Genomic DNA, 21,548 nt, shown 5'->3' on the forward strand with positions numbered 1-21,548 from the left:
TCATGCACGTAATGTGCGTTAAACCAGTGACGTCTGGCAAATGCGGCATGAAGATTGCGACACTGTTCGCCCATGATTGCCATCCCACCTCCCAGGCTCGACCGATGAAAACCTTCCACTGCAATCATTGCTCGCACCTTGTGTTCTACGAAAACGTTCGTTGCGAACGTTGCGAGTCATTGCTCGGCTATGTGCCTGAACTGGCGGAAATCAGCGCGTTCGAAGACGCCGGCGAAGGACGCTGGCGCAGTCTGCATCCGGGCGCCGAAGGCGCGCTGTTCCGCCAATGCCATAACTACGCCGTCGAGAACGTCTGCAACTGGATGATCCCTGCCGAGTCCCCTGACGTGCTGTGCCGCGCCTGCCAGCTGACCCTGACGATTCCGAATCTGAGCGCGCCGGACAACCGGCTCTACTGGTATCGGCTGGAGATGGCCAAACGGCGCCTGCTGTACACCCTCGCCGAACTCGGCCTCGACGTGAAGTCGCGCCAGGCCGATCCGGAGCATGGCCTTGCCTTCGAATTCCTGGAAGACGGCGGCGACGGTTCGCGCGTCATGACGGGCCATGATAATGGCCTCATCACGCTTAATATCGCCGAGGCGGACGATGCGTACCGTGAGAAAGTGCGTACCGCGATGGGCGAGCCCTACCGCACCTTGCTCGGCCACTTCCGGCATGAGACCGGGCACTACTACTTCAGCCAGCTGGTGGAGAACAACCCGCGCTGGCTGGAGCCGTTCCGCAAACTGTTCGGCGACGAAAGCGCCGACTACGGCGAGGCGCTGAAGGCCTACTATCGGGACGGTGCGCCGGCGGATTGGCAGGCGTCGTTTATCAGCGCGTATGCCACGATGCATCCTTGGGAAGATTGGGCCGAGACGTGGGCGCACTACATGCTGATCGTCGACGTGCTGGATACATCGACCTCATACGGCGTTGCGCTGCTACCCGACGACCCCAGCGAGCCCACGCTGACCGATCGCACGCCGGTGGAAGACGCCAGCTTCGAGAATCTGATGAAGCGCTGGTTTCCGCTCACCTATGCATTGAACAGCCTGAACCGGAGTCTCGGCATGCCGGACGGCTATCCGTTCACGCTCGCCGCGCCGGTGGTGGAGAAGTTGCGCTTCGTGCATCGCGTGATCGAGGCGGCTTGCGACAAATCCGTGCCGCGCGAAGCGGCGACGCCGCCGGGGCAGGCCGCTGCGGCGCAAGGTGGGAAGCAGCCGGCGGCGGTTGAGGTTTCAACGGCTACACCACAACCGGTGGACGCGCCGCCGCTGCAGCCTGTGGCGCAGCCAGCCGCCAAAGTGGTGACATCACAGGCTCCGCCACCGCCTGTGGACGCGTCACCCGTGCAGCCCTCGGGGCAGCCAACCGCCCCGGCTATAGCCGCCCAAGCTCCGCCACCAGCGCCGCAACCGGTGGCATCCGAACCACCACTGCAGCCGGCGCCCGCCGCCGTCCAGACAGCCCAGCCCAAGCGGGCCACGCGGCGGCGCTGACCGCTGCCTCGCATCAAGGTCGCTCTTAAAAGTCTTTCTCAAAATAAGAGTCTTCCTAGATGCAGCCCGGTCGAATTCTCTGACAATCGGATTCCGTTGGCGGCACACACAGCATGCGGAAATCGCCCCCCGCTCGGCTCAACGCGTTTTGACTCACGCGTCGCACTCCGACCTGGGTATCACGCGTGCCCGCCGCCCGCCTTCCTGTCATTGAACACAACGCGCGTGCGGAACAATGCACGCCGTTCACCCTCGACCCTAGCGATGAGCACAGATTTCTCCCTCGATCGATTCGAATCCCAGATCCAGTCCCGTGACTACGACGCCGCGCACGAGGAGTTCTGCGCGCTGCTCAAAACGCTGTCCGAACAGCGCGGCACGCTCGGCAGCGAGCGCTTTGCCCGCAGCAGTCCGAACTCGCCCGGCGACGAAGCATCGCTGCGCACCTTGCAGCGCATCGCCGACGGCTTCACGGCGCTGTTTTCGGCGCCCGAGTACACGCTCGCCGCGGAAAAGATGAACATCATGTTCTGGGGGCGGCCGTGGATCAACATGATCTTCGCCGTGACGTCGTATGGATCGACCGATCACATCGTACGCACGTTGCTCGACACCGCGCGGCACAGCGACTCCGCCGCCACGCGCGACGCACTCACCCGCAAGCAACTCGTGCTCTACACGTCGGGCTCGCAATACGACATCGACTTCGCCGACCTCCACCGGTGCGACCCGGTGCTTGCGACAAGCCTCGGTATTTCGATCGTGAGCGCGGCCGTGCATATCTCGCCCGCCGCGCACGCGAAACGCGAACGGCTGCTCGACTGGCTGCCGGGCGCACTGGACACCATCGAAGACCTCGACGACCTGCCGACCGCCGCCGTGTGCGGCGCCTACATGCATTGCAGTTATTCGCTCTCGCCCGAGCGGCACGCGATCAAGCGCAGCATCAACAAGCTGGTTCGCAGGAAGCTGGATACGCTCGGACTGCTCGACCATGAGGCGAGCATCCCACGTACGCCGGCTATACAACGCGAGCCGGGCCGCAAGCCGGTGATGCTGGTGGTCCTCGAATGGTTCACGGGCGGCCACTCGATCTATCGCACCCACTCACGCACCATGCTCGCCGCGCGCCGCCGTTTCGAAGTCGTCGCGTTCGGCGAGGCGCAGCATGTGGACGAAACCGGGCGCGAGATTTTCGACCGCTTCGTCGAATTCGAGCATCCGGAATACATCGGCGACTGCATTCGCCAGATCCAGCAATTCGCCACACGCGAGCAGCCCGAGGTGCTCTATATGCCGAGCGTCGGCATGTTCTCGCATACGATCTTTCTGTCGAACCTGCGCGTCGCGCCGCTGCAGATCGCGGGTCTCGGCCATCCGGCTACGATGCACGCGGCGCATATGGACTATGTGAGCGTGGAAGAAGATTTCGTCGGCGACCCGGCGTGCTTCAGTGAAAAAATGCTGCGTCTGCCGAAGGACGGGCAACCGTACGTGCCGTCGAAACTGCTCACCGGGATCGTGCCGTCCGTTCCTGCGCGCGGCGACGTCGTCAATATCGGTGTGACCGCGAGTGCGATGAAGATCAATCCGCACTTTCTCGAAACCTGCAAGACGATCGTTGATACCGCTCGCGTGCCGGTCAAATTCCACTTCATGACATGCTGGAGCGAAAGCATCGATCTGGCGTACGTCAGAAAGTCGATTCACGCGACGTTGCCGGAACCGAGCGTGGACGTGTACGGCTCGCTCGACTACCCGACCTATCTGAAAGTGCTCAACACAATGGACATGTTCGTGAGCCCGTTCCCGTTCGGCAACACCAACGGTATCGTCGATTCGTTCACGATGGGCCTGCCCGGCGTCAACCTGTGCGGACGGGAAGTTTTCGAGCATATCGACAGCGGCCTCTTCGAACGCGCCGGACTGCCGTCATGGCTGACCACTCACTCGACCGGCGAGTACGTGCGTGCCGCCGCGCGGTTAGCCGAACAGCACGATGAGCGCGAAGCGCTGCGCCGGCGCCTGATCGACTCAAAAACCGTCGAGCGCATTTTCACGGGACGCCCCGAAGCGTTCGGTGAAGCCGTGTTGGCGTTGCTGAACGGTCTCGACGACAACTAGGAAGCTAACCTGCCTCGACTGACGGGCCGCGACGGAACACTTTCCGTCGCGGCCCGTTTCACATCCGGCAGGCCGAATTCAATACGCGAATTCAATACGCAACGTAAGGCCCGGTGCCGCCGGGCGTCGGCTGCTGCTCGACGGCGGCGTACACATTGCGGCCGTAAAAGAACGGCAGCCCCCAATCGAAGATCGTCGACCTGACGAACGCCGGTCCAGCCAGCAGCGGCAGCGCCGAGTTGCCGATATACGTCTGCGCGATCGCCGTGGCGTTGCCGACGCTGAAATTCACCGCGCTCGTGGTCCCGTTCACGCCTTTGATCATCGCGCTCAGTTGCTCGGTCGACACCGGGCAGTAGTACGAATTGTTCGGGCTCGCGCATACCGGCAACGCGCTGGTCTGGAAGAACAGGCCGGTCGAGCCGCTGTCCAGAATACTGCGCGAATACGTGATGCCGTTCTGCACCGTCGTGAAGGTTCCGTTCGAGGGACTCACGCCGATCACCTGCGCGCCGCCCAGCGTATTGTTGGTCTGCGTGCCGATGCCGAACACCAGTTGTCCGCTGACCGACTGCGCGGCGCCGGACACCGTCGGCAGGCTCAGCATCGAGCCGTTGTTGTCCGTCGCGAAGTAGGGAATCGGATTGGCGACCTGAAGTTCCTCGGCGAGCGGAATCGACGTGCACGTCGCGCCGTTGCAGCCGTAGTACGTGCCGGCCAGCGCCTGCTGCACGCAGTTCGCGCCGCAGTCGTGCTTGAACACGCCGATACCGAGAATGCCGTTGGCCTGCAGCGTGGCCGGCGTGTTGCGCGACGCGCCGAAGCTTGCGCAATCGGCCGGCAGCGCGGCGTAGTTCGGATCGATCACCTGGATCGGCAGCGCAGCGGCTTTTTCGCCGGCGATCTGCAGATCGGCGAGCTTTACCGCGCCCCACGTGTAGCCGTCGAAGAACTGCATGCATTCGGCGACCGGATTGCCCGAGGCGTCCTTCTGTTGCGGCAGCGTCATCGAGGCGGGCAACTGGGAGGCAAACAGGCGCACGCCCCACGATCCGGTATCGACCAGTACGTGGTCGATGGTCTGGCATTGGCTCGTGCCCGGCGCGCAAATCGTGATGCTGACGAACGGCATGTTCGGCACGTCGCTCACGCCGGAGTCGACCGTCACGCGCACGGCGTTCGCGGCGAGCACTTGCGATGACGGCGAGGTGTTGATCACGTTGGGACCGGCCGGGTTCGGACTGCCGGAGTTGGCCGTGCTGCCGGAACCGCCAGAGCCGCCTCCCCCGCCGCCGCAGGCACTGACGAGCAACGCGAGCAGCGCCGCGCACAGCAGGGTCTTGAACGAAGACGTATCACGCATGATCCGCTCCGTTATTGAATGACGCCGACATCGACGCCCACCGGCACCGCTTGCGGCAGATACGCATGGCCGGCGAACGCACGCAGATGCCCGCCCGAGTAGACCACCAGATCGCTGCTGGAAACCGCGAGCGGCGTACCGCGGCGCGTCGCGGTGGCGGCGACGTAGGTGTCGAACGACATCCCCAGCATGGATTTCAGATCGGGCAGCGTCGGACCTTCCCATGCGACGCCGAACACAATGCCGTTATGCGCGACGTACTCGCGCACCTGCGTGCCGGACGGCAGCGTCATCAGGTGGACTGAATACGCGCTTTGCGTAGTGGCCGTATGCGCCAGCGCGCGCAACTGGGACTGATCGCTCTCGACAGTACTGACGTTCTGGCCGAGCGTCGCGTGCGCGGCAAACGACAGCGCGCAGCTGGCCCCGAGCATTGCGCGAGCAATGCGGGAATAGAGCATCGGTTTCAAGAGAATTCCTTCGAGGTGAAACGCTCATGGCCACGCGGCGAGCCGGTCACGAACGGAAAACTAGGGGCGCGCCTCGCCGGTGGTGCCGGTGCGGCATTCACACGGGTCAAGCTGCGTGAATGCGTCTACGGAGTGATGGCGCGAAACTTTAGGGATCGCGGCGACGCGCTGTAATCGTTTGCGAAACGATTTAAACCTTTGCGCCACGCGGGGACGTTTGAGCGCGTTTGATTTTTCGGGACCAGATCACCGATGGGCGCCGCTTGAGGGCATCTTTTCGCCTCGCTACTCGTTTAAAGCGAACGACGGTGCACATTGCCGTTGCGTCGCGCATAAAAAATTTCACACGCGCGGCATTGCGGGATCGATGTAAGCGAACGCTGAAAAGATCGCGTCGCACGACCGTTTTCCTCTGACGATACGGGCGCCCAAAGGCTTTTTTTGTCTGAACAGAAAACGGCGGCGCAGTGACTATTCGCAGCACAAAAAAATGCCGCGGATGACTCGAAGGTCAGCCGCGGCATCGGTTGTTCGAACGGCAACGCTGTCTGGCTCGATTCAAAAGTTTCGAGCCAGACGCGTCGTGTCCGCTACTTTTTCTGCTGCAAGAGCGACTTCAGCTCCTGAACATTCTCTTCTACGCGTTTTGCGATCACCGCATACGACTCGGCTTGCGTCTGATAGGCCGCTTGCGCCAACTGCTGCATATCGGCAAGCGACTTGTGCAAGCTCTGCTGGATCAACTCGGCGGCTTTGCCCGAAGGCGCGGCGCCACCGGCCGATAGCTGGCCTGTCAGCGACTGCAATTCGCTCAGGGTCGAGCGCAACATATCAGCCTGTTTCTGCGCGAGCGACTGCATCCCCTGGAAAGCCGTCTGATTCGCCTGAACCAGTGCTTCCATGTCCTTGCGTCGCGCTTCCATGATGGCGGGTACGTCGAAGCCGGGGAGCTTGAACTGCTCCAGCATTTTGGTGAAATCGCCAAACGGATTGGCGGCGTCAGGTCGGTCCATGCGAAATCCTCCTTAACGGTTGAGTACCCGCCGGCGGTGCATTGCCGCGTTGTGTTTCCGTGACGCATGCACCGGCGGCTTCGCGTGCGCCGCGCGTTCCGCAGAGGCTACGGGTTCTGGGGTCGGACGGCACATCGCTTCAATCATGCGCCATCCGGAAACAATGCGCCAGCGTACACACCCTGGCTCGTGCCGCACGTCATAAACGGCGCTTGCGGCGCGCGGGGGCCGCGCGGCAACCCCCGCTCGCATCTGCGACTGGAAGCGCTCCCGCCAGCACGTCGCGCGACCATTCGGCATGCTGCGTTGGCTGTCCCACATTGACGCTTCACTGACCACTGTTCATCTTCCGTCAGGTGATTAGGATATGAGCACTGCAACACTGGTGTCCTCGAGAAGAATGCGCTATCCGCTGAACATGGCAGTCGCCGCCGTCCTGCTGATTTTCGTCCTTGGTTGCATCATCAAGCTCGCCCTGAGCTGATGCCCGATACACAGGGAGCCGCACACGTCACTGTACGACTTCACCCCGCCTGCCGGCGCGGTCGATCCTCACCCGCACAGCCTCATTTTTCCTGACACGTCCCGATCGCTTGCGTAACGGGCGAAAGACCCGCGCGACGTCTCTTTCCGCCGTGACACAGGACGAAATAATTGTTGAATGGAGTTCGGCAAGCGACTTGCCCATACTTCGTTTCGCTGCCGGTGCGTACGAACAGAACGCATGAGATCAAGCGTGCTTCACGTGCGAGACGTTTCGCCGATGATCAACGATCCTACGGTTGCCCGATCATCGGCAGAACCGTTCGGCCATACCGGCACCGTGTGCCGACGACAGGATGAACATGTTGACTTCAGTGAAATTCCTCAAACAGAACGCCGGCCGTTTTGCCTGCATGGCGCTGGTCTGCGCCAGCGCGCTGCTGACCGGCTGCGCCGGCGGCAGCATCGAGAATGCAAGCGCGACGAGCGCGCCGGTCCAGGTGCGGCCGGACAATATTTATGTCTACACTTTCAGCGCCAGCCCGGACGAGGTCAAACTGGACGGCGGCATGATGCAGAAAGTGAAGACGCAACTCGAAGGTTCGTCCGCGGCGCAGAAGCAAGCCGCCGATGCCGCAGCAGTCCGCGAGCAGGTCGCCGATGAAATCGTGCATCAATTGCAATCAATGGGTCTGCGCGCCATCCGCTCGGACATTCCCGCGCCCGCCGATCAGAATGTGCTGCTCGTGCAAGGCAGCTTCGATACGATCGACTCGGGCAGTCGCCGCCGCCGCATACTGATCGGCCTCGGTGCGGGCAAGAGCGAGGTGCGCGGCTCGGTGCGGATTCTGTACAAGCCCGCGGGCGGCGCACCGCGACTGGTGCAAACGTTCAACGCCAGCGCGGACAGCGGCAAGGCCCCCGGGATGATCGAGACCGCGGGGGTAGGCGCCGCGGCCGGCAGTATCGCGACTTCGGCGGCGGGTGGCGGCTTGCATGCCGTATCCGAAACTCAACACGCCGGTGTTTCAGCGGACGCGAAGCGTCTCGCCGACGCGGTAGCGAGGCGGATCGGCGAGATCGGCGTAAGCGGCGGCTGGCTCTCGACGCAACACACCCACGGTTGATGGCAAGTCACTGGTGTAGCCTAAAAAAAAGCGTAAAGGGCGCGCGGCAAAGTGGACTCCAGAGTCGCTTGCCGCGCGGCTTTTTCAAGCCTTCGTATAGCGCAGCCACACCGCATCGTGCTCTGTTTTTTCAACGGACGTGAGCTTCAGATACGCGGGCGCCTGCCACTTCTCCATCGCCACTTCGAACGAAGAAGGGTGCGCGCTGCGGCCATCCACCAGCGGCAGGATCAACACGCTCACTTCGTCCACCAGACCGGCGTTCACGAACGCGCCGCTCACGTGCGAACCGCCCTCCACGATCAGCTTCTTCACGCCGAGTTCGCGCGCCAGCGTTTGCACCACCTTGTCGAGATCGATGCCGGTCTTGCCGCCGAACACGTACGACACACCGATCGATTGCAGATAGGCGAGGTAATCGTCGGCCACCTGCTCGGTCAGTACTTCGATTACGTGCGATTTGAGCGCCGTGTTGCTCTTCCATGCCACGCGACCTTGCGGATCGATCGAAATGGCGTATTGCTCCGCGTTGCGCTCGACGAAATGATCGGTGCGAGGCACCGCACCCCTGGCGAGCCCTGCCGGATAGTCCTTGCCGTGCGAAATCTCCTGCATGGTCACCCGTCCGCAGATCCAGCCGTCGGCTTCGAAGGTAGCGGCGGTGTTTTCGTACAGGTCCGACGCATAGTCGAGGTGCCAGCCGTCAGTCAGACTGCGGCCGTCGAGCGAGGACATCATATGCGCGACGATATAGGGTTTCATGCGTCAAGCCTCCATGTGCGGGTCAGTGAGAAGACTGTGCAGCAAATCGCGTTCCGCCAACGCGCCAATCATCGATACCACGTCATCTCATCAACCGTCGGACCACGCAAAGGCCCGTGTGACACGCTGCCTACAGCGCTGAATCTGAGCGGTGACTGGCCGAGCGGCCGGCGAGTGGAAAAAGCGTGGCTGAGCGGCAGGCCGTACGCTCACGGAACGCCGCGGGCGCCATGCGCGGGCCGGCGCGCGTGGAATACGCGGCGCCGGGGCGCTCGCGCGAAAACGGAGGACGAGATATGCCGCCTGCCCCGCACATGAATCGGCGGGACAAACGGCACATCGGCAACACACTGCAACAGACGTGAGGCGGAAACTTAAGCGACGGCGTAGCGTTCGAGCCAATGCGCGTAAGGCGCCGGCAACGTCCACGACGGACGCTCGATACCGAGCTTTTTCGCCGCATGGTACGGCCAGTGCGGATTGGCCAGATGCGCGCGGCCGACCATCACCAGATCCAGTTGCTCGCTCTTCACTGCCCCGTCCGCCAGTTCCGGCGTGTCGATGCCCCACGCCGACGAAACCGGGATGCCGGCTTCGCGGCGCACGCGCTGGGCGATCGGCGCGAGAAACGCCGGCGCCCACGGAATCGCCGCCTTCGGCGTGGAGAAACCCACGCTGACGCTCAGCATATCCAGCCCTTCACGCTTGAAATTCTTCGCCAGTTCGATCGATTCAACGAGGGTTTCCTCGTCGCGGCCGTCGTACTCGATCACGCCGAAACGCGCCGTCAACGGCAGATGCTCCGGCCACACCTTGCGCACCGCCGCCAGCGTTTCGAGCAGGAAGCGGCTGCGGTTTTCGAGACTGCCGCCGTAGGCGTCGTCACGCTGGTTCGAGTGCGTCGAGAAGAAGCTTTGGCCGAGATAGCCATGCGCAAAGTGCAGTTCGAGCCATTCGAAGCCGGCGTCACGCGCACGCTTCGCGGCAGCGACGAAGTCTTCGCGAACGCGCGCAATGTCGTCGAGCGTCATGGCTTTCGGCACTTTGGGCAGATTGGCGCCGAACGCGATTGCCGACGGTGCGATGGTTTGCCAGCCGCGGCTGTCGTCGTCGGCGATATGGTCGTCGCCTTCCCACGGACGGTTGGCGCTTGCCTTGCGGCCCGCGTGGCCGATCTGGATGCCCGGCACCGAGCCGGCAGCCTTGATCGACGCGACGACCGGCGCGAAAGCCTGCGCCTGCTCGTCGGTCCAGATGCCGGTGCAGCCCGGCGTGATACGGCCTTCGGGCGACACGGCCGTCGCCTCGACGATCACCAGCCCGGCGCCGCCGCGCGCCAGACCGGCCAGGTGCACGCGGTGCCAGTCGTTGATCAGGCCTTCTTCGGCGGAGTACTGGCACATGGGCGGAACGGCGATCCGGTTGCGCAAGGAAACGTCTTTGAGCTTGTAGGGCTGGAACAATGCGGACATCTGGCTAAACTCCTTTTAGACTGGCTTGTACGGTAGTTCGATAAACATCGAATAACGAAGTATCGCAGAAACCTTTATCATTTGCAGCATGCGTACTTATAACCACCCCGCCGCTGAGGACTTCACGCTCGGACGGCTCTTCCATGCCTTGAGCGACCCGGTCCGTCTGGAGATTGTCCGCCGGCTGTCGTCGGTCGATGAGGCCACCTGCGGCGAACTCGACGGCGGCCGCCCGAAGTCGAGCGTATCGCATCACTTCCGGATCCTGCGCGAGGCTGGCCTCGTGCGCACGCGCGTGGCCGGCACCGTGCATCAGAATTCACTGCGGCGCTCGGAACTGGACGCCCGGTTTCCGGGCTTGATGGAGGCGATTCTGAAGCAGATCGTCGCGGAACCGGCGTTGAACGAGCCGGCTTGACGCCTTTCGCTTGACCCGTTGTCATTGAAGCGGGTTTCCGGCGCGGCGCGAGTCGCGCCAGCCGGTGAGCCAGCCGGCGCCTCTGCCCGGCCCCGCCGAAACTCCCGGCAGGCAACCCACGCGTCTTCCATGTGGCGCCGCTATTCGCGCCAGAACTTGCGCATCAGCGCGAGCAGCGCGGTTGGGGGCGTGCCTTTTTGACAATAGCCGTCGAAATTGTGACGTGCTTTGCCGGTTTCCCTGACGTGATCCTCATCGAGGGACGTGAACGCGACAATGCCCAGACTGTGCGTCGGCAGATAGCTGCGCAGGGCGCTTGCGGTTTCATAGCCGTCGCGCTCGGGCATCATGATGTCGAGCACCACCACATCCGGCACCCAGTCGCGCACGCAGCGCAGCGCCTGCTCGCAGCCATTGGCGGCGCGGGCCTCCACGCCTTCGTAGGAGAGATAGGTGGCGAGCGCTTCGGCGGCGCCGACGTTGTCGTCCACGACCAGGACGCGCGGTACTTCGTGCAATACCCGGATTTCGCGGGCGCTCCACCGTTGGCAAGTAGTCGGAGTTCGGGACATATGTAGCAGCTTGCGATAAGAACACCAAGGCTCAGCAAGCCCCGTACCATCAAAGGTCTCATCGAAGGTCGATGCGAAGCGTCAGGATGCCGCGGATGCTGCGTCGGCCACCTCCCGCGCCGCGCCGCCATCGGCCGCGCAGGCGTGCCTGAGCGACGCCCCGAAACCCAGCCACAGCACCAGCGAACCGGTCGACACCGCGCCGAGCGCGATGAAGGCGGCGGGATAGCCGAAGCGGTGCGCAAGAATTCCGCCCAAAGCCGGACTCAACGCGGCGCCGGCGCCTTGCACGGTCATCACGATGCCCTGCCCCACGTTCACGCGTCCGCTGCCTTCCAGCAACCGGACCACCAGCGCAGGCACCGCAACGCTCTGCAATCCCGCGCCGATGCCGTCGAGCGCTTGCACCGGCCACACACCCCACGCATGGATCACCGACGCGGCGATCAGCCCGCGCGTCGGCAGTGCGAGGAAGGTCAGCAGGATCACCCACCAGTAGCCGCGCCAGCGGATCAGCCGGCTTGCCAGCATCGCGGCCACGACCATCACGAGTTGTGCGATCACGATGGTCTGCGCGGTGAACGCGCTCGGATCTCCTTGATGGGCCGCGACGATCGCCAGGCCGTAGAGTGGCAACATGGCCGCGTTGCCAAGGTGAAACAGGCCGAGCGCGGCCGCGAGCAGCAGCAACGGACGGGATTGCAATAGCACGCGCAGGTCGCTCGCGGGCGGGTTGGCGGCGGCAGGCGCATCGTTAGTGTCCGAGCGCGCGTCGGCGCCCCGCGCGGCGTCGTGGTCGATCGCATTGCCCGGAATCGCCCACACGGCCACGATCGACAACAAGCCGAACAGCGCGCTCAGAACAAACACCGCGCCGAACCCGTAACGCCAGCCCAGCCAACCGGACAGCGCCGCCGCAACGACATTGCCGCCATGATTGGCCACCTGGTTGCGGCCGAATTGCCGGTCGAACCCGCGTTGCCTGACCATGCCGAGGGTGATGCCGGCCAGCGCCGGGCCGATCGCCGCGCCGGTGATCGCGGTCGCCACCTGGGACGCAGCCACCATCCAGTAGCCGTGCGACATCCAGAGCAGGCCGGAGGCGAGCATGGTCATCAGACCCGCGACCACGATCAGGCTGCGCTTATGCCGCGTCGCATCCACCAACGCGCCGGCCGGCGAAGTGGCAAGCATGCCGGCGATGCCGCCGATGGTCATGACCGTGCCGATCTGATCGGCGCCCCAGCCGCGCGCCTGCAGGAACACGCCGAGAAACGGTCCGATACCGGCTTGCACATCGGCCACGAAGAAATTGAGCGCCTCGAGCGCGCGCATGGCTTTCACGATGCACCCCGTGCGTCGAACGGCCCACGTGCGGCATGTTGCGAACGGATCGGGCGTAGCGACCGGATCATGCGGACGACTCCACTGGCAAGAAGTGCCGGGATGGCTGCCCGCCTTACGCAATTCATATGCCTTTGGCGCGCGTGCCGTCGCGACTAAGCGGAACCGCCCGCGGCGACCCGGTCACCTGTCCGTTTCGTCGACAGACAGTGTCCAACCGCGCAACAGCCGGACAGCGCCCTTTGCTTCCAGCGATCGTCGATCCACCTGCCGCAAAGGGCGGGGCACGGGCTGGATTCTTGCTGCCTTCCAGCTCAAATCCTTCCCGGCGCACTCATGACCTCCGTTCCCCGACGCTTATCGTTCGCCAGTCAAAGTCGTCATGCCGCTCTACGGACCGAAGGGAGAACTACGCGGCGCACTGCTGGAAGACGGCACCTCGCTGCGTATGCCGCCGCCGAACTCGTCGAGTATCTGACGCCGGGCGTACACGTGCAGGCGTGGGGGCGCGGCGTGAAGAACAAGGCCGGCTGTACGGTGGATGTTCACGACATCGCCGAACTGGTCGATGAGGCCGTTAGTCACGCACGCCGCTGAGAACGGCGTGCTGTTCAGGATGACTGCGATCCCGGCTTACGCAGCGCGGGCTCGCAGATCCACGCATCACGCATCACGGATGGTCGTACATCGCATTCCAGTCCGCTTTGGACACCGACGGATGACCCGCATCCGACGAACCGCTCGGCGCACCGCCGAAACCCGACGCGGCGTGACGCGCTGCCACCTTGGCTTCAGCAGCCTGAATGGCGGCCGGATAAGTCGGATCTTCGCCGCGGGCCGGGTTATAACCCGCCTGTTCCAGTTCGATCAGTTCGGCACGCACTTGCGCACGCGTGACAGGCTGGTTCGCCTGAGCGAACACGGCAACCGGCGCTGCAAGAGCAGCGGCAACCACAACGGCTTGAATAAGGGACTTCATGATGACTCTACCTCCAGATTTTGCTTTGTCCTGCTACGAGCAACCCTGTTCGTAACTCGGTAATGACAGTCTAGAAAGGTAGGCACTTGAGAATAAGTACCGCACGTGGGGAGGATTGTTGCCGAATGTGGGTAAACCGCTGACAGGCCGCCTGCAGCGCAGTATGCAGCGCTACCGACGCGGAAAAACACACAGATGCGTCTTCACATACAAATTCGGATTGCCGCAACGATGGCCCGCGTAGTCGATCTGCTCGCCCGGAGCAAGGTCCGTTAGAGGCGCCGTCGCTCGTGTCGGGCTCGACGCATTGGCGGAAGCCGGCGGTTTGCCGCTCACGCCGGCACATCCGGCGAGAGCCGTAACAATGGCAGCCGCGAGAGAAGACTTCAGCATGAATGCGCGCATGTTCGCCGCCCGGCAACTCGTGGATGGAGATGTCATCCTGCTCCACGCAGGCCGCTGCCAACCTCACGCCGAAATGACAAAAATCTCATGCAGATCGCCGCTTCGCCAAGGCCGCCGAACCTGACATTTTTCTCATCTCGCGGTCACGATTGCACACCGCCTGCGATCCATACTGGGCTCATGAATCGCCGACCGGCGGTCATTACGAAGGAGTTCTCAACATGAATGCTGCCAAACTCATCACACTGTCCATCGCCGCGCTGACGATGGTCGCTTCGGCCTCACAAGTTGCCCAGGCACAAGCAAAGTCCCGCGCGCAGGTGAACCAGGAACTCGTTCAGGCCCAGCATGACGGCGTGATTCCAAACAGCAAGACGCAATACCCGCCCAGTGCCGACAGGGTCGCCCGCAACAAGGAGTTGCACGCCATTGCGTGGCATGCCGGCGAAACGGCTCCGTCGATGGATCATCATGACAGCCTCGCGGCCCGATAACGGCACACGCCGCCGGGCGCAACATCCCCGGCGGCCTATGTGTTTGCGTCTGTTGCTGGTGAACGCGGCGCCTCAATCCTTACGTACGGCGCCGCGAGTCATGGGCGTGCTTACGCCGTTAGCCGAACAATCGCGCCGGGGAAAACGCAGCCAGAAGCGGGTGCAGACATGAGGTCTGCTTTCGCATCCGCAATGCCCCGCGTGAATGTTCATGATCGACTTCACGATGGCGAGGCCAAGTCCCGTACCCGACGCCGAGGCCTGCCGCGAGGGATCGACACGATAAAACCGCTCGAATATGCGCTTGAGATGGTGAGCCTCGATGCCGGGCCCCGAATCCGATACGGTCAGCGTGGTTGAATTCGGTTCTTCCTTGCAGTCGATAGTAATGGTGCTGCCCTTTGGCGCCTGCACGAGCGCGTTCGAAAGCAGATTGCTCAGCGCGCGCTGAAAGAGAAGCAGATCGGCCTGCACCGTACCATGTCCCGTCACCTCGATCCTGACCTGCGCGTCTTCGGCCATCGGCTCGTAATAGCCGGCAACGCGTTCGGCCTCCGCGACCGCGTCGAGCGAACGCAAGGACAAGGCCGCGTCGGCCTGCTCCGAGCGCGCCAGGAACAGCATGTCCTCGATCATTCGCGAGAGGCGTTGATATTCGTCCACGCTCGATTCGATCACGTCGCGGTAGTCCTCCGCCGTTCGCGGCTGTGACAGCGCAACCTGCGCGGCGGCGAGCAGATTGGTCAGCGGCGTGCGCATGTCGTGTGCAAGATTGGAGGAGAACTGGCTCAGCCGGGTAAATGATTCATCGAGCCGCGCCAGCATGCCGTTAAAGGCATGCTCCAGTTCCTTCAGTTCACCTGTCGCATCGAGTTCGGGCAACGGCTGCGCAAGGCGGCTGGTCGACATCGCCTCCGCCTGGGCCGCCAGCCGGCGCAGCGGGAGCAAGCCCAGCGTGGCGATGCCATACGCAAACGCGGCGGCGAGAAGCACGCCGAACACTTCGATGATCACTGCGGTATAGGCTTGCGCCCGCAGCAGAGCCCGGTCGTTGGTTCCATCGTATTGAACGGCGGCCCGCACCGAGCGCCCGGTTGCTTCGTCGAGCGGCACCTGGGCGACGAGGTATCGAAGATTCGAGCCGACGCGCGTGAGACTCGCCGGCACCCGGCTCATGCGGCCGGCGAGAATCGGCCCGTAGGACTGGAACCCGGGTGTACTCAACAGGCGTTGACCCGCCGCATCGTAGACGGCGAGCGCCATATTCTGGTGTCCATGCAGCAGGTCGATCCACGTCTGCACGTCGCGGACAATCTCTTCGGTGTTCCGGCTCCCGGCCAGATGCGTCTGCAGCGCGGCCAGCGTACCGGACATGAGATCGGCCGAGGTGGACTCGAGGCGGCTTCGCAGCGCCTCGTGCAGCGCGAGGCCGCTCAGCGCGAGGATAGCCGACGTCGACAGAATGATCAGGACGGTCAGCCTCGCCTGCAGCGTTCGTGGGACCGCGCCTTTCATCAATTGCCGCCACCCCGGACTTCCAGCACATATCCCATGCCTCTCACCGTGTGAATCAGCTTGGGTTCGTAGGCGTCGTCGACCTTGGAGCGCAGTCTTCTGATTGCCGAATCCACGACATTCGTATCGCTATTGAAGTTCATATCCCACACCTGCGAGGCGATCGTCGCGCGCGGCAGGATTTCCCCTTCCTTGCGCATGAGCAGCCATAGTAGCGTGAACTCCTTCGCGGTCAGCAGGATCACATCGCCCTGGCGGGTCGCTTTGCGCCGCGTCAGATCCAGTTCGAGATCGGCGACCTTCAGCGACATGGATTCACGTGGCTTGCCGCGCCGGAGGATCGACCTGACGCGTGCGACCAGTTCGACAAAGTCGAACGGCTTCGCGAGATAGTCGTCGGCGCCGAGCTCCAGCCCTCTGACGCGGTCGCCCACGTCGTCGCGCGCGGTGAGAAACAGCACGGGCGTGGAGCGTGTGCGGCGGAGATTTTGCAGTAGCGTCCAGCCGTCCTGTCCCGGCAGCATCACGTCGAGGATCAGCAGGTCGTAGTCTTCCGTTTCCGCCTGGTGCTGACCCGTGACGCCGTCTTCCGCCCAATCGACGACGTACCCCGCCTCCGACAGGCCTTTGCGAAGATAGGCGCCGGTCTTCGGCTCGTCTTCCACTAACAGAATCCGCATGCAAAACGACCTCTAAAAAAAGCCAAGCCGGCGCAGTATCCGACCCGGCGACGCGTTCGCCAGCCGGCTCACGGCAACCGCGCGCCACGACGACGCGTGAGCGGCCCGGTAAAGCACAGGTAAAACCAGCAATGTCAGCGCCGTGGACGACAGGATCCCGCCGATCACCACCGTTGCCAGCGGGCGCTGCACCTCCGAACCGGTACCGGTTGCGAATGCCATTGGCAGAAACCCGAGCGACGCCACGAGCGCCGTCATGAGCACCGGCCGCAGCCGCGTCACGGCGCCCTCGCGAACGGCCGCGTCCAGCTCCGTGCCCTCTTCCCGCAGATTTCTGATGAAGGAAATCATGACAAGCCCGTTCAGCACCGCGACGCCCGAGAGTGCAATGAAACCGACGGCTGCGGTAATGGAAAGCGGAATGTCTCTCAACCAGAGCGACAGCACGCCGCCGCTCAATGCGAATGGAATACCGGTGAATACCAGCAAGCCATCTTTAGCATTATTAAACATGATGAAGAGCAGGACAAACACCATGAAGAGCGACAACGGCACCACCAGCTTGAGGCGCTCGCTCGCGCTTTGCAACTGCTCGAACTGTCCGCCCCACGACAGCCAGTAACCCGGCGGCACCTGCACGTCCTGACGTAACTGCTCGCGCGCGTCCGCCACGAACGATCCGACGTCACGCCCGCGGACATTCGCGCTCACGACGACGCGCCGTTTGCCGTCTTCGCGGCTGATCTGGTTAGGCCCCGGCGCGACTTCGACCGTGGCCAGCTCGGCGAGCGGCACATACGGCGCCTGAGCGACGGGCACGCCGCCGCTGCCCGCCCCAGCCAGCGGCGAAGCAAGCGGCAATGCGATCGGCAGCCGCTTGATCGCTTCGATGTCAGAGCGAAGTTCATCCGGCAACCGCACGACGATATCGAAGCGCCGGTCGCCCTGGAACAGCGTGCCGGCTTTCTGCCCGCCCACCGCGGCCGCGACCGTGTCCTGAATGTCGCCCACCGTCACGCCATAGCGCGCCAGTTTGTCGCGGTCCACGTTGATGGTGAGAACCGGCAAGCCGGTGGTTTGCTCCATCTTCACTTCGACAGCGCCCGGCACCTTCCGCAATGCCGCTGCGATCTTCTCGCCCGTGCCGTCGAGCACGGCCATGTCGTCGCCAAAGAGTTTCACCGCCACGTCGCTGCGCACGCCGGAGATCAATTCGTTGAACCGAAGTTGAATAGGTTGCGAGAATTCGTATGTATTGCCCGGCAACTCAGCCAGCACCGCTTCCATTTCCTCCACGAGTTTCTCGCGCGGTTTGTTCGGCTCCGGCCACTGGTCCGTCGGCTTGAGCATGATGTAGCCGTCGGACAGGTTGGGCGGCATAGGATCCGCCGCGATTTCCGCCGTGCCCGTACGCGCGAACACGCGGTCGATTTCAGGAAAGCGTTGCTTCAACGTTGTCTCAATGGACTTTTGCATGTCGACCGACTGGGAGAGGCTCGTGCCCGGAATGCGCAGCGCGGCGACGGCCAGATCTCCCTCGTTCAGACTCGGCACGAACTCGCTGCCAAGGCGCGCCGCCAGTCCCGTGGTCAACGTGACAATCACCGCCGCGCCGAGAAACACGCGTTTCGGGCGCGTCATGAAGGCGGCGAGCAGCGGCTCATAAAGCCGTCTTGCCCAGCTCATCAAGCGATTTTCCTTTTCTTCGACGCGCTTGCCGATAAACAGCGCAATAGCCGCAGGAATGAAGGTGACTGTCAACACCATCGCGGCGGCAAGCGCCATCACGACGGTGATCGCCATCGGGTGAAACATTTTCGCTTCGACGCCCGTGAGGGCGAAGATCGGCAGGTAGACCACCATGATGATCAGTTGACCGAATATCAGCGCGCGCCTCGCTTCCCGCGAGGCGCCGAACACTTCGGCGAAACGCTCCTCCCGGCGCAGCGGCCGGCCGGCGAGCGCCTGCGCATGAGCGAGCCGCCTGACGCAATTTTCGACGATCACCACCGCGCCGTCGACGATGATGCCGAAGTCAAGCGCGCCCAGACTCATGAGGTTGGCACTCACCTTCGCGTTGACCATGCCGGTGAACGTCATCAGCATGGACAGCGGAATCACGAGCGCCGTGATCAGCGCCGCGCGCATGTTGCCGAGAAAAAGAAACAGCACCACGACCACCAGTACCGCGCCTTCGAGCAGATTCTTCTTCACCGTCTGCACGGCCTTTTCAACCAGAACCGTGCGGTCGTACACGGGAATCGCGCGCACCCCGGGAGGCAGTGTGCGATTCACCTCGTCCATCCTGACGGAGACAGCCTTGGCGACCGTGCGGCTGTTTTCACCCATCAGCATGAACACGGTGCCGAGCACGACCTCTTCGCCGTTCGAGGTCGCGGCGCCCGTACGCAATTCACGGCCGATATCCACCTGCCCGATATCCTTGATGCGAACCGGCACGCCGCCCACGTTGGTCAGCACGACATTGGCAATGTCGTCGGCCGAGCGAGCCTGGCCGGGCACCCTCACGAGATACTGTTCGCCGCGTTTTTCGATGTAGCCGGCGCCGACATTGTCATTGTTGCGCTCGAGCGCGCGCACTGCGTCCGCCAGCGTCAAGCCGTAAGACATGAGCTTGGCGGGATTCGGCGCAACCCGGAACTCCTTCACGAAACCGCCGATGGAATTCACCTCGGTGACACCCGGCACATTGCGAAGCTGGGGCTTGACGACCCAGTCCTGAAGTTCGCGCAGATCCATCGGCGTGTAACGTGTTCCGTCCGGCTTGACGGCCGACGCGTCGGCTTCCACCGTCCACAGGTAAATCTCGCCAAGACCCGTAGAAGTCGGGCCCATTGCCGGCGTGGTGCCGGGCGGCAGCTTGTCCTTGGCCTCCTGAATCCTTTCGTTGACGAGCTGGCGTGCGAAGTAGATGTCGGTGCCGTCCTTGAAGATCACCGTGACCTGAGACAGGCCATAGCGGGAGATGGAACGCGTCTGCGCCAGATCGGGAAGACCGGCCATCGCCGTCTCCACCGGGTATGTGATGCGCTGCTCGGCTTCGAGCGGCGAATAGCCCGGCGCGGACGTATTGATCTGAACCTGGACATTGGTGATGTCAGGCACGGCGTCGATGGGCAGCTTCAGATAGCTGGTCACGCCCACGGCCGCAACCGCGGCAATCGCCAGCATGACTAGCCAGCGGTGCGCGATGGCGAAGCGTATCAGTCTCTCGAACATTGAGATGGTCCTTGGAAACCGGCTAAAGGGAAACAGGGAAGCACGGGAGCGCGGCCCGCCCGCGGCAGGTGCCGCGCGCTTCATGGCGCCGGGCGGCTAGTCTTCCTCGACACTGCCCTTCCCGAGTTCGGCCTTGAGGACGAAGCTGTTCGAGGCGGCATATTTTTGCCCCGGCCGAAGTCCTGTCACGACTTCGACGACCTTGTCGTCACGGCGTCCGGTCTGAACGGCCTGCGCCACAAAACCTCCGCGCGACTGCACGAAGACGGCGGGCGAGCCGTCGATGTCCTGCAGCGCGTCGGCCGCCACGGCGAGCGGCACGCTTTGTCTGCCGGCGTCCACCGACACATTGACGAACATGCCGGGCCGCCACGCTCCGTCTGGATTGGGCAATACCACGCGCGCCGGCGCAGTGCGCGTCTGCTCGCCGAGCAGCGCGCCGACATAGGCAATCGGCCCGCTGGACTTCGATTCGAATGCAGTGGCGCTGACGGTGGCGTCCCGGCCGACCCGCACATCGTTCAGGCGCTGCGCCGGCACCGCCATCTCGGCCCACACGGACGAAAGGTCGGAGAGAACGAAGAGTCTGGCATCGGCCGCGACCGCCTCACCGGGCGTGGCATGCTTCTCGACCAGCGTGCCGGCAAACGGCGCGCGCAATTCGTAGCGGTTCAATGCGCCGGCAGCCGCCGGTGCATTCAGCGCGGCGAGCTTCGCGCGGGCGTTCTGCGCGGCGATTTCGGCTTCGCGCAATTGAACCTGCGCCTGCAGATAGTCCTGCTCGGCCGAGATGCGTTCCTGCCACAACGTCTTCTCGCGCGCGTACGACGTTCTCGCCGCGGCGAGCCGGCGCTCCGCGGTCAGCAATTCGCTCCTGCGGTCGGCAAGATCGGTGCTGGCAATCACTGCCAGCACTTGCCCCAGCTCGACTTTCTCGCCGGTCGAAACGCTGACCCGCTCCACGATGCCCGCCACCCGCGGTACCACGTGGGCCGTGCGGTCCTCGTTGAACCTGATTTCGCCGGGAAGCTGGAAGGTCGTGAGAACCTGGGCAGGACCGGCCTCGCCGAGGCGAATCCTGGCCGCCTCGATTTGCGCCGCACTGAGCGCGATCGCTCCATCGGCCCGCGAAAAAACGAACGACGCGGACTGCGCGCGCCACTTGAGTTGAATGGCTGCATCGAATACGTGAGGCATGCCGATCGGTTCGGCGGACGTCCACTTCTGGCCTGTCGGCACGAACTGGAGGGGCCGCTTCGAACCGTCGTAGCGGGTGATGGAACCTGAAACGGCCACGTCTTTATCCGCGGGCTTGCCGTCGACAAGAGGATAGACGACGAGGCGTGCATCCCCCGGCTTCTCGGACAGGACGATTTCGACGGACAGGGCGCCTTCCCTGAACACGGCGCCGCCGTACCGGCCGGGCGAACCCTGCGCAGTCGCCGAGGTATCGGCGGCAGCCGCAGCGCCGCCGCCATTCGACGACTCGCGCGTCAACGCGAATGCGGCGAGCGCGATGCTCACGCTGCCAAGGGTCGCCACAGCGGCGACGATGAGTTTTCTGCGCGGCATGACGAAT

16 protein-coding genes and 2 pseudogenes are annotated in these 21,548 nt (G+C 63.5%); 6 read left to right on the top strand and 12 right to left on the bottom strand.

Annotation, left to right across the window (positions count from 1 at the left end; all coding sequences use genetic code 11):
• Positions 1–104: 104 nt before the first annotated feature.
• Positions 105–1,169, top strand: a pseudogene (locus PDMSB3_RS32530) (zinc-binding metallopeptidase family protein); the annotation flags it as partial.
• Positions 1,170–1,772: 603 nt separating this feature from the next.
• The gene (locus PDMSB3_RS32535) at positions 1,773–3,632 is read left to right on the top strand and encodes an adhesin (protein ID WP_165189097.1); all 1,860 of its coding nucleotides are present in this window, start codon (positions 1,773–1,775) and stop codon (positions 3,630–3,632) included.
• Positions 3,633–3,723: 91 nt separating this feature from the next.
• On the opposite strand, the gene PDMSB3_RS32540 is transcribed toward PDMSB3_RS32535, so the two are convergent.
• The 3 genes from PDMSB3_RS32540 to PDMSB3_RS32550 form a co-directional block, all read right to left on the bottom strand.
• Complete coding sequence (locus PDMSB3_RS32540; RefSeq protein WP_007178008.1) at positions 3,724–4,995, bottom strand: DUF3443 domain-containing protein; 1,272 nt, start codon at positions 4,993–4,995, stop codon at positions 3,724–3,726.
• A gap of 11 nt (positions 4,996–5,006) precedes the next feature.
• On the bottom strand, positions 5,007–5,456 hold the full coding sequence (locus PDMSB3_RS32545) for a DUF2844 domain-containing protein (protein WP_084747688.1): 450 nt from the start codon (positions 5,454–5,456) through the stop codon (positions 5,007–5,009).
• A 599-nt stretch (positions 5,457–6,055) separates the two neighbouring features.
• Positions 6,056–6,478, bottom strand: a complete 423-nt coding sequence (locus PDMSB3_RS32550) for a phasin family protein (protein WP_007178010.1) — start codon at positions 6,476–6,478, stop codon at positions 6,056–6,058.
• Between the two features lie 845 nt (positions 6,479–7,323).
• On the opposite strand from PDMSB3_RS32550, the gene PDMSB3_RS32555 reads away from it, so the two are divergent.
• Positions 7,324–8,088: a DUF4410 domain-containing protein gene (locus tag PDMSB3_RS32555; RefSeq protein ID WP_165189099.1), complete on the top strand. Its 765-nt coding sequence runs from the start codon at positions 7,324–7,326 to the stop codon at positions 8,086–8,088.
• A gap of 84 nt (positions 8,089–8,172) precedes the next feature.
• Here the strand turns inward: PDMSB3_RS32555 and PDMSB3_RS32560 are convergent, their stop codons facing one another.
• Entirely contained in the window at positions 8,173–8,850 is a 678-nt protein-coding gene (locus PDMSB3_RS32560) for a dihydrofolate reductase family protein (RefSeq protein ID WP_007178013.1), read from the bottom strand.
• A gap of 374 nt (positions 8,851–9,224) precedes the next feature.
• Entirely contained in the window at positions 9,225–10,322 is a 1,098-nt protein-coding gene (locus PDMSB3_RS32565; protein WP_007178014.1) for an NADH:flavin oxidoreductase/NADH oxidase, read from the bottom strand.
• Positions 10,323–10,410: 88 nt separating this feature from the next.
• Between PDMSB3_RS32565 and PDMSB3_RS32570 the strand changes: the two genes are divergently transcribed.
• Positions 10,411–10,740, top strand: a complete 330-nt coding sequence (locus PDMSB3_RS32570) for an ArsR/SmtB family transcription factor (RefSeq protein WP_007178015.1) — start codon at positions 10,411–10,413, stop codon at positions 10,738–10,740.
• Between the two features lie 140 nt (positions 10,741–10,880).
• Here the strand turns inward: PDMSB3_RS32570 and PDMSB3_RS32575 are convergent, their stop codons facing one another.
• Positions 10,881–11,312, bottom strand: coding sequence for a response regulator (locus PDMSB3_RS32575; protein WP_007178016.1), 432 nt, complete (start codon positions 11,310–11,312; stop codon positions 10,881–10,883).
• Between the two features lie 81 nt (positions 11,313–11,393).
• Positions 11,394–12,647, bottom strand: coding sequence for an MFS transporter (locus PDMSB3_RS32580; RefSeq protein ID WP_007178017.1), 1,254 nt, complete (start codon positions 12,645–12,647; stop codon positions 11,394–11,396).
• A 382-nt stretch (positions 12,648–13,029) separates the two neighbouring features.
• Here PDMSB3_RS32580 and PDMSB3_RS32585 point away from each other — a divergent pair.
• Positions 13,030–13,253: pseudogene (locus tag PDMSB3_RS32585) on the top strand (hypothetical protein); the annotation flags it as partial.
• Positions 13,254–13,326: 73 nt separating this feature from the next.
• On the opposite strand, the gene PDMSB3_RS32590 reads toward PDMSB3_RS32585, so the two are convergent.
• Positions 13,327–13,635 (bottom strand): DUF4148 domain-containing protein, encoded by a 309-nt coding sequence (locus PDMSB3_RS32590; RefSeq protein WP_165189101.1) that lies wholly within the window; start codon positions 13,633–13,635, stop codon positions 13,327–13,329.
• 626 nt (positions 13,636–14,261) lie between these two features.
• Between PDMSB3_RS32590 and PDMSB3_RS32595 the strand changes: the two genes are divergently transcribed.
• Positions 14,262–14,534, top strand: coding sequence for a DUF4148 domain-containing protein (locus PDMSB3_RS32595; RefSeq protein ID WP_007178020.1), 273 nt, complete (start codon positions 14,262–14,264; stop codon positions 14,532–14,534).
• 72 nt (positions 14,535–14,606) lie between these two features.
• Here PDMSB3_RS32595 and PDMSB3_RS32600 read toward each other — a convergent pair whose 3' ends face one another.
• The 4 genes from PDMSB3_RS32600 to PDMSB3_RS32615 form a co-directional block, all read right to left on the bottom strand.
• Complete coding sequence (locus PDMSB3_RS32600) at positions 14,607–16,052, bottom strand: heavy metal sensor histidine kinase (RefSeq protein ID WP_035516763.1); 1,446 nt, start codon at positions 16,050–16,052, stop codon at positions 14,607–14,609.
• Positions 16,049–16,729, bottom strand: a complete 681-nt coding sequence (irlR, locus tag PDMSB3_RS32605) for a heavy metal response regulator transcription factor IrlR (protein ID WP_007178022.1) — start codon at positions 16,727–16,729, stop codon at positions 16,049–16,051. The genes PDMSB3_RS32600 and irlR overlap by 4 nt, the downstream gene beginning before the upstream one ends.
• A 12-nt stretch (positions 16,730–16,741) precedes the next feature.
• Positions 16,742–19,969: an efflux RND transporter permease subunit gene (locus PDMSB3_RS32610; protein WP_165189103.1), complete on the bottom strand. Its 3,228-nt coding sequence runs from the start codon at positions 19,967–19,969 to the stop codon at positions 16,742–16,744.
• Between the two features lie 96 nt (positions 19,970–20,065).
• Entirely contained in the window at positions 20,066–21,541 is a 1,476-nt protein-coding gene (locus tag PDMSB3_RS32615; protein WP_007178024.1) for an efflux RND transporter periplasmic adaptor subunit, read from the bottom strand.
• Positions 21,542–21,548: the final 7 nt, after the last annotated feature.

It is taken from the genome of Paraburkholderia dioscoreae (assembly GCF_902459535.1).
Lineage (GTDB): Bacteria > Pseudomonadota > Gammaproteobacteria > Burkholderiales > Burkholderiaceae > Paraburkholderia > Paraburkholderia dioscoreae.

Excerpts from the sequence above, each read along its gene's own strand:
- PDMSB3_RS32535 (WP_165189097.1), top strand. The coding sequence starts at position 1,773 with ATGAGCACAGATTTCTCCCTCGATCGATTCGAATCCCAGATCCAGTCC.
- PDMSB3_RS32540 (WP_007178008.1), bottom strand. The coding sequence starts at position 4,995 with ATGCGTGATACGTCTTCGTTCAAGACCCTGCTGTGCGCGGCGCTGCTC.
- PDMSB3_RS32545 (WP_084747688.1), bottom strand. The coding sequence starts at position 5,456 with ATGCTCTATTCCCGCATTGCTCGCGCAATGCTCGGGGCCAGCTGCGCG.
- PDMSB3_RS32550 (WP_007178010.1), bottom strand. The coding sequence starts at position 6,478 with ATGGACCGACCTGACGCCGCCAATCCGTTTGGCGATTTCACCAAAATG.
- PDMSB3_RS32555 (WP_165189099.1), top strand. The coding sequence starts at position 7,324 with ATGTTGACTTCAGTGAAATTCCTCAAACAGAACGCCGGCCGTTTTGCC.
- PDMSB3_RS32560 (WP_007178013.1), bottom strand. The coding sequence starts at position 8,850 with ATGAAACCCTATATCGTCGCGCATATGATGTCCTCGCTCGACGGCCGC.
- PDMSB3_RS32565 (WP_007178014.1), bottom strand. The coding sequence starts at position 10,322 with ATGTCCGCATTGTTCCAGCCCTACAAGCTCAAAGACGTTTCCTTGCGC.
- PDMSB3_RS32570 (WP_007178015.1), top strand. The coding sequence starts at position 10,411 with ATGCGTACTTATAACCACCCCGCCGCTGAGGACTTCACGCTCGGACGG.
- PDMSB3_RS32575 (WP_007178016.1), bottom strand. The coding sequence starts at position 11,312 with ATGTCCCGAACTCCGACTACTTGCCAACGGTGGAGCGCCCGCGAAATC.
- PDMSB3_RS32580 (WP_007178017.1), bottom strand. The coding sequence starts at position 12,647 with ATGCGCGCGCTCGAGGCGCTCAATTTCTTCGTGGCCGATGTGCAAGCC.
- PDMSB3_RS32590 (WP_165189101.1), bottom strand. The coding sequence starts at position 13,635 with ATGAAGTCCCTTATTCAAGCCGTTGTGGTTGCCGCTGCTCTTGCAGCG.
- PDMSB3_RS32595 (WP_007178020.1), top strand. The coding sequence starts at position 14,262 with ATGAATGCTGCCAAACTCATCACACTGTCCATCGCCGCGCTGACGATG.
- irlR (WP_007178022.1), bottom strand. The coding sequence starts at position 16,729 with ATGCGGATTCTGTTAGTGGAAGACGAGCCGAAGACCGGCGCCTATCTT.
- PDMSB3_RS32610 (WP_165189103.1), bottom strand. The coding sequence starts at position 19,969 with ATGTTCGAGAGACTGATACGCTTCGCCATCGCGCACCGCTGGCTAGTC.
- PDMSB3_RS32615 (WP_007178024.1), bottom strand. The coding sequence starts at position 21,541 with ATGCCGCGCAGAAAACTCATCGTCGCCGCTGTGGCGACCCTTGGCAGC.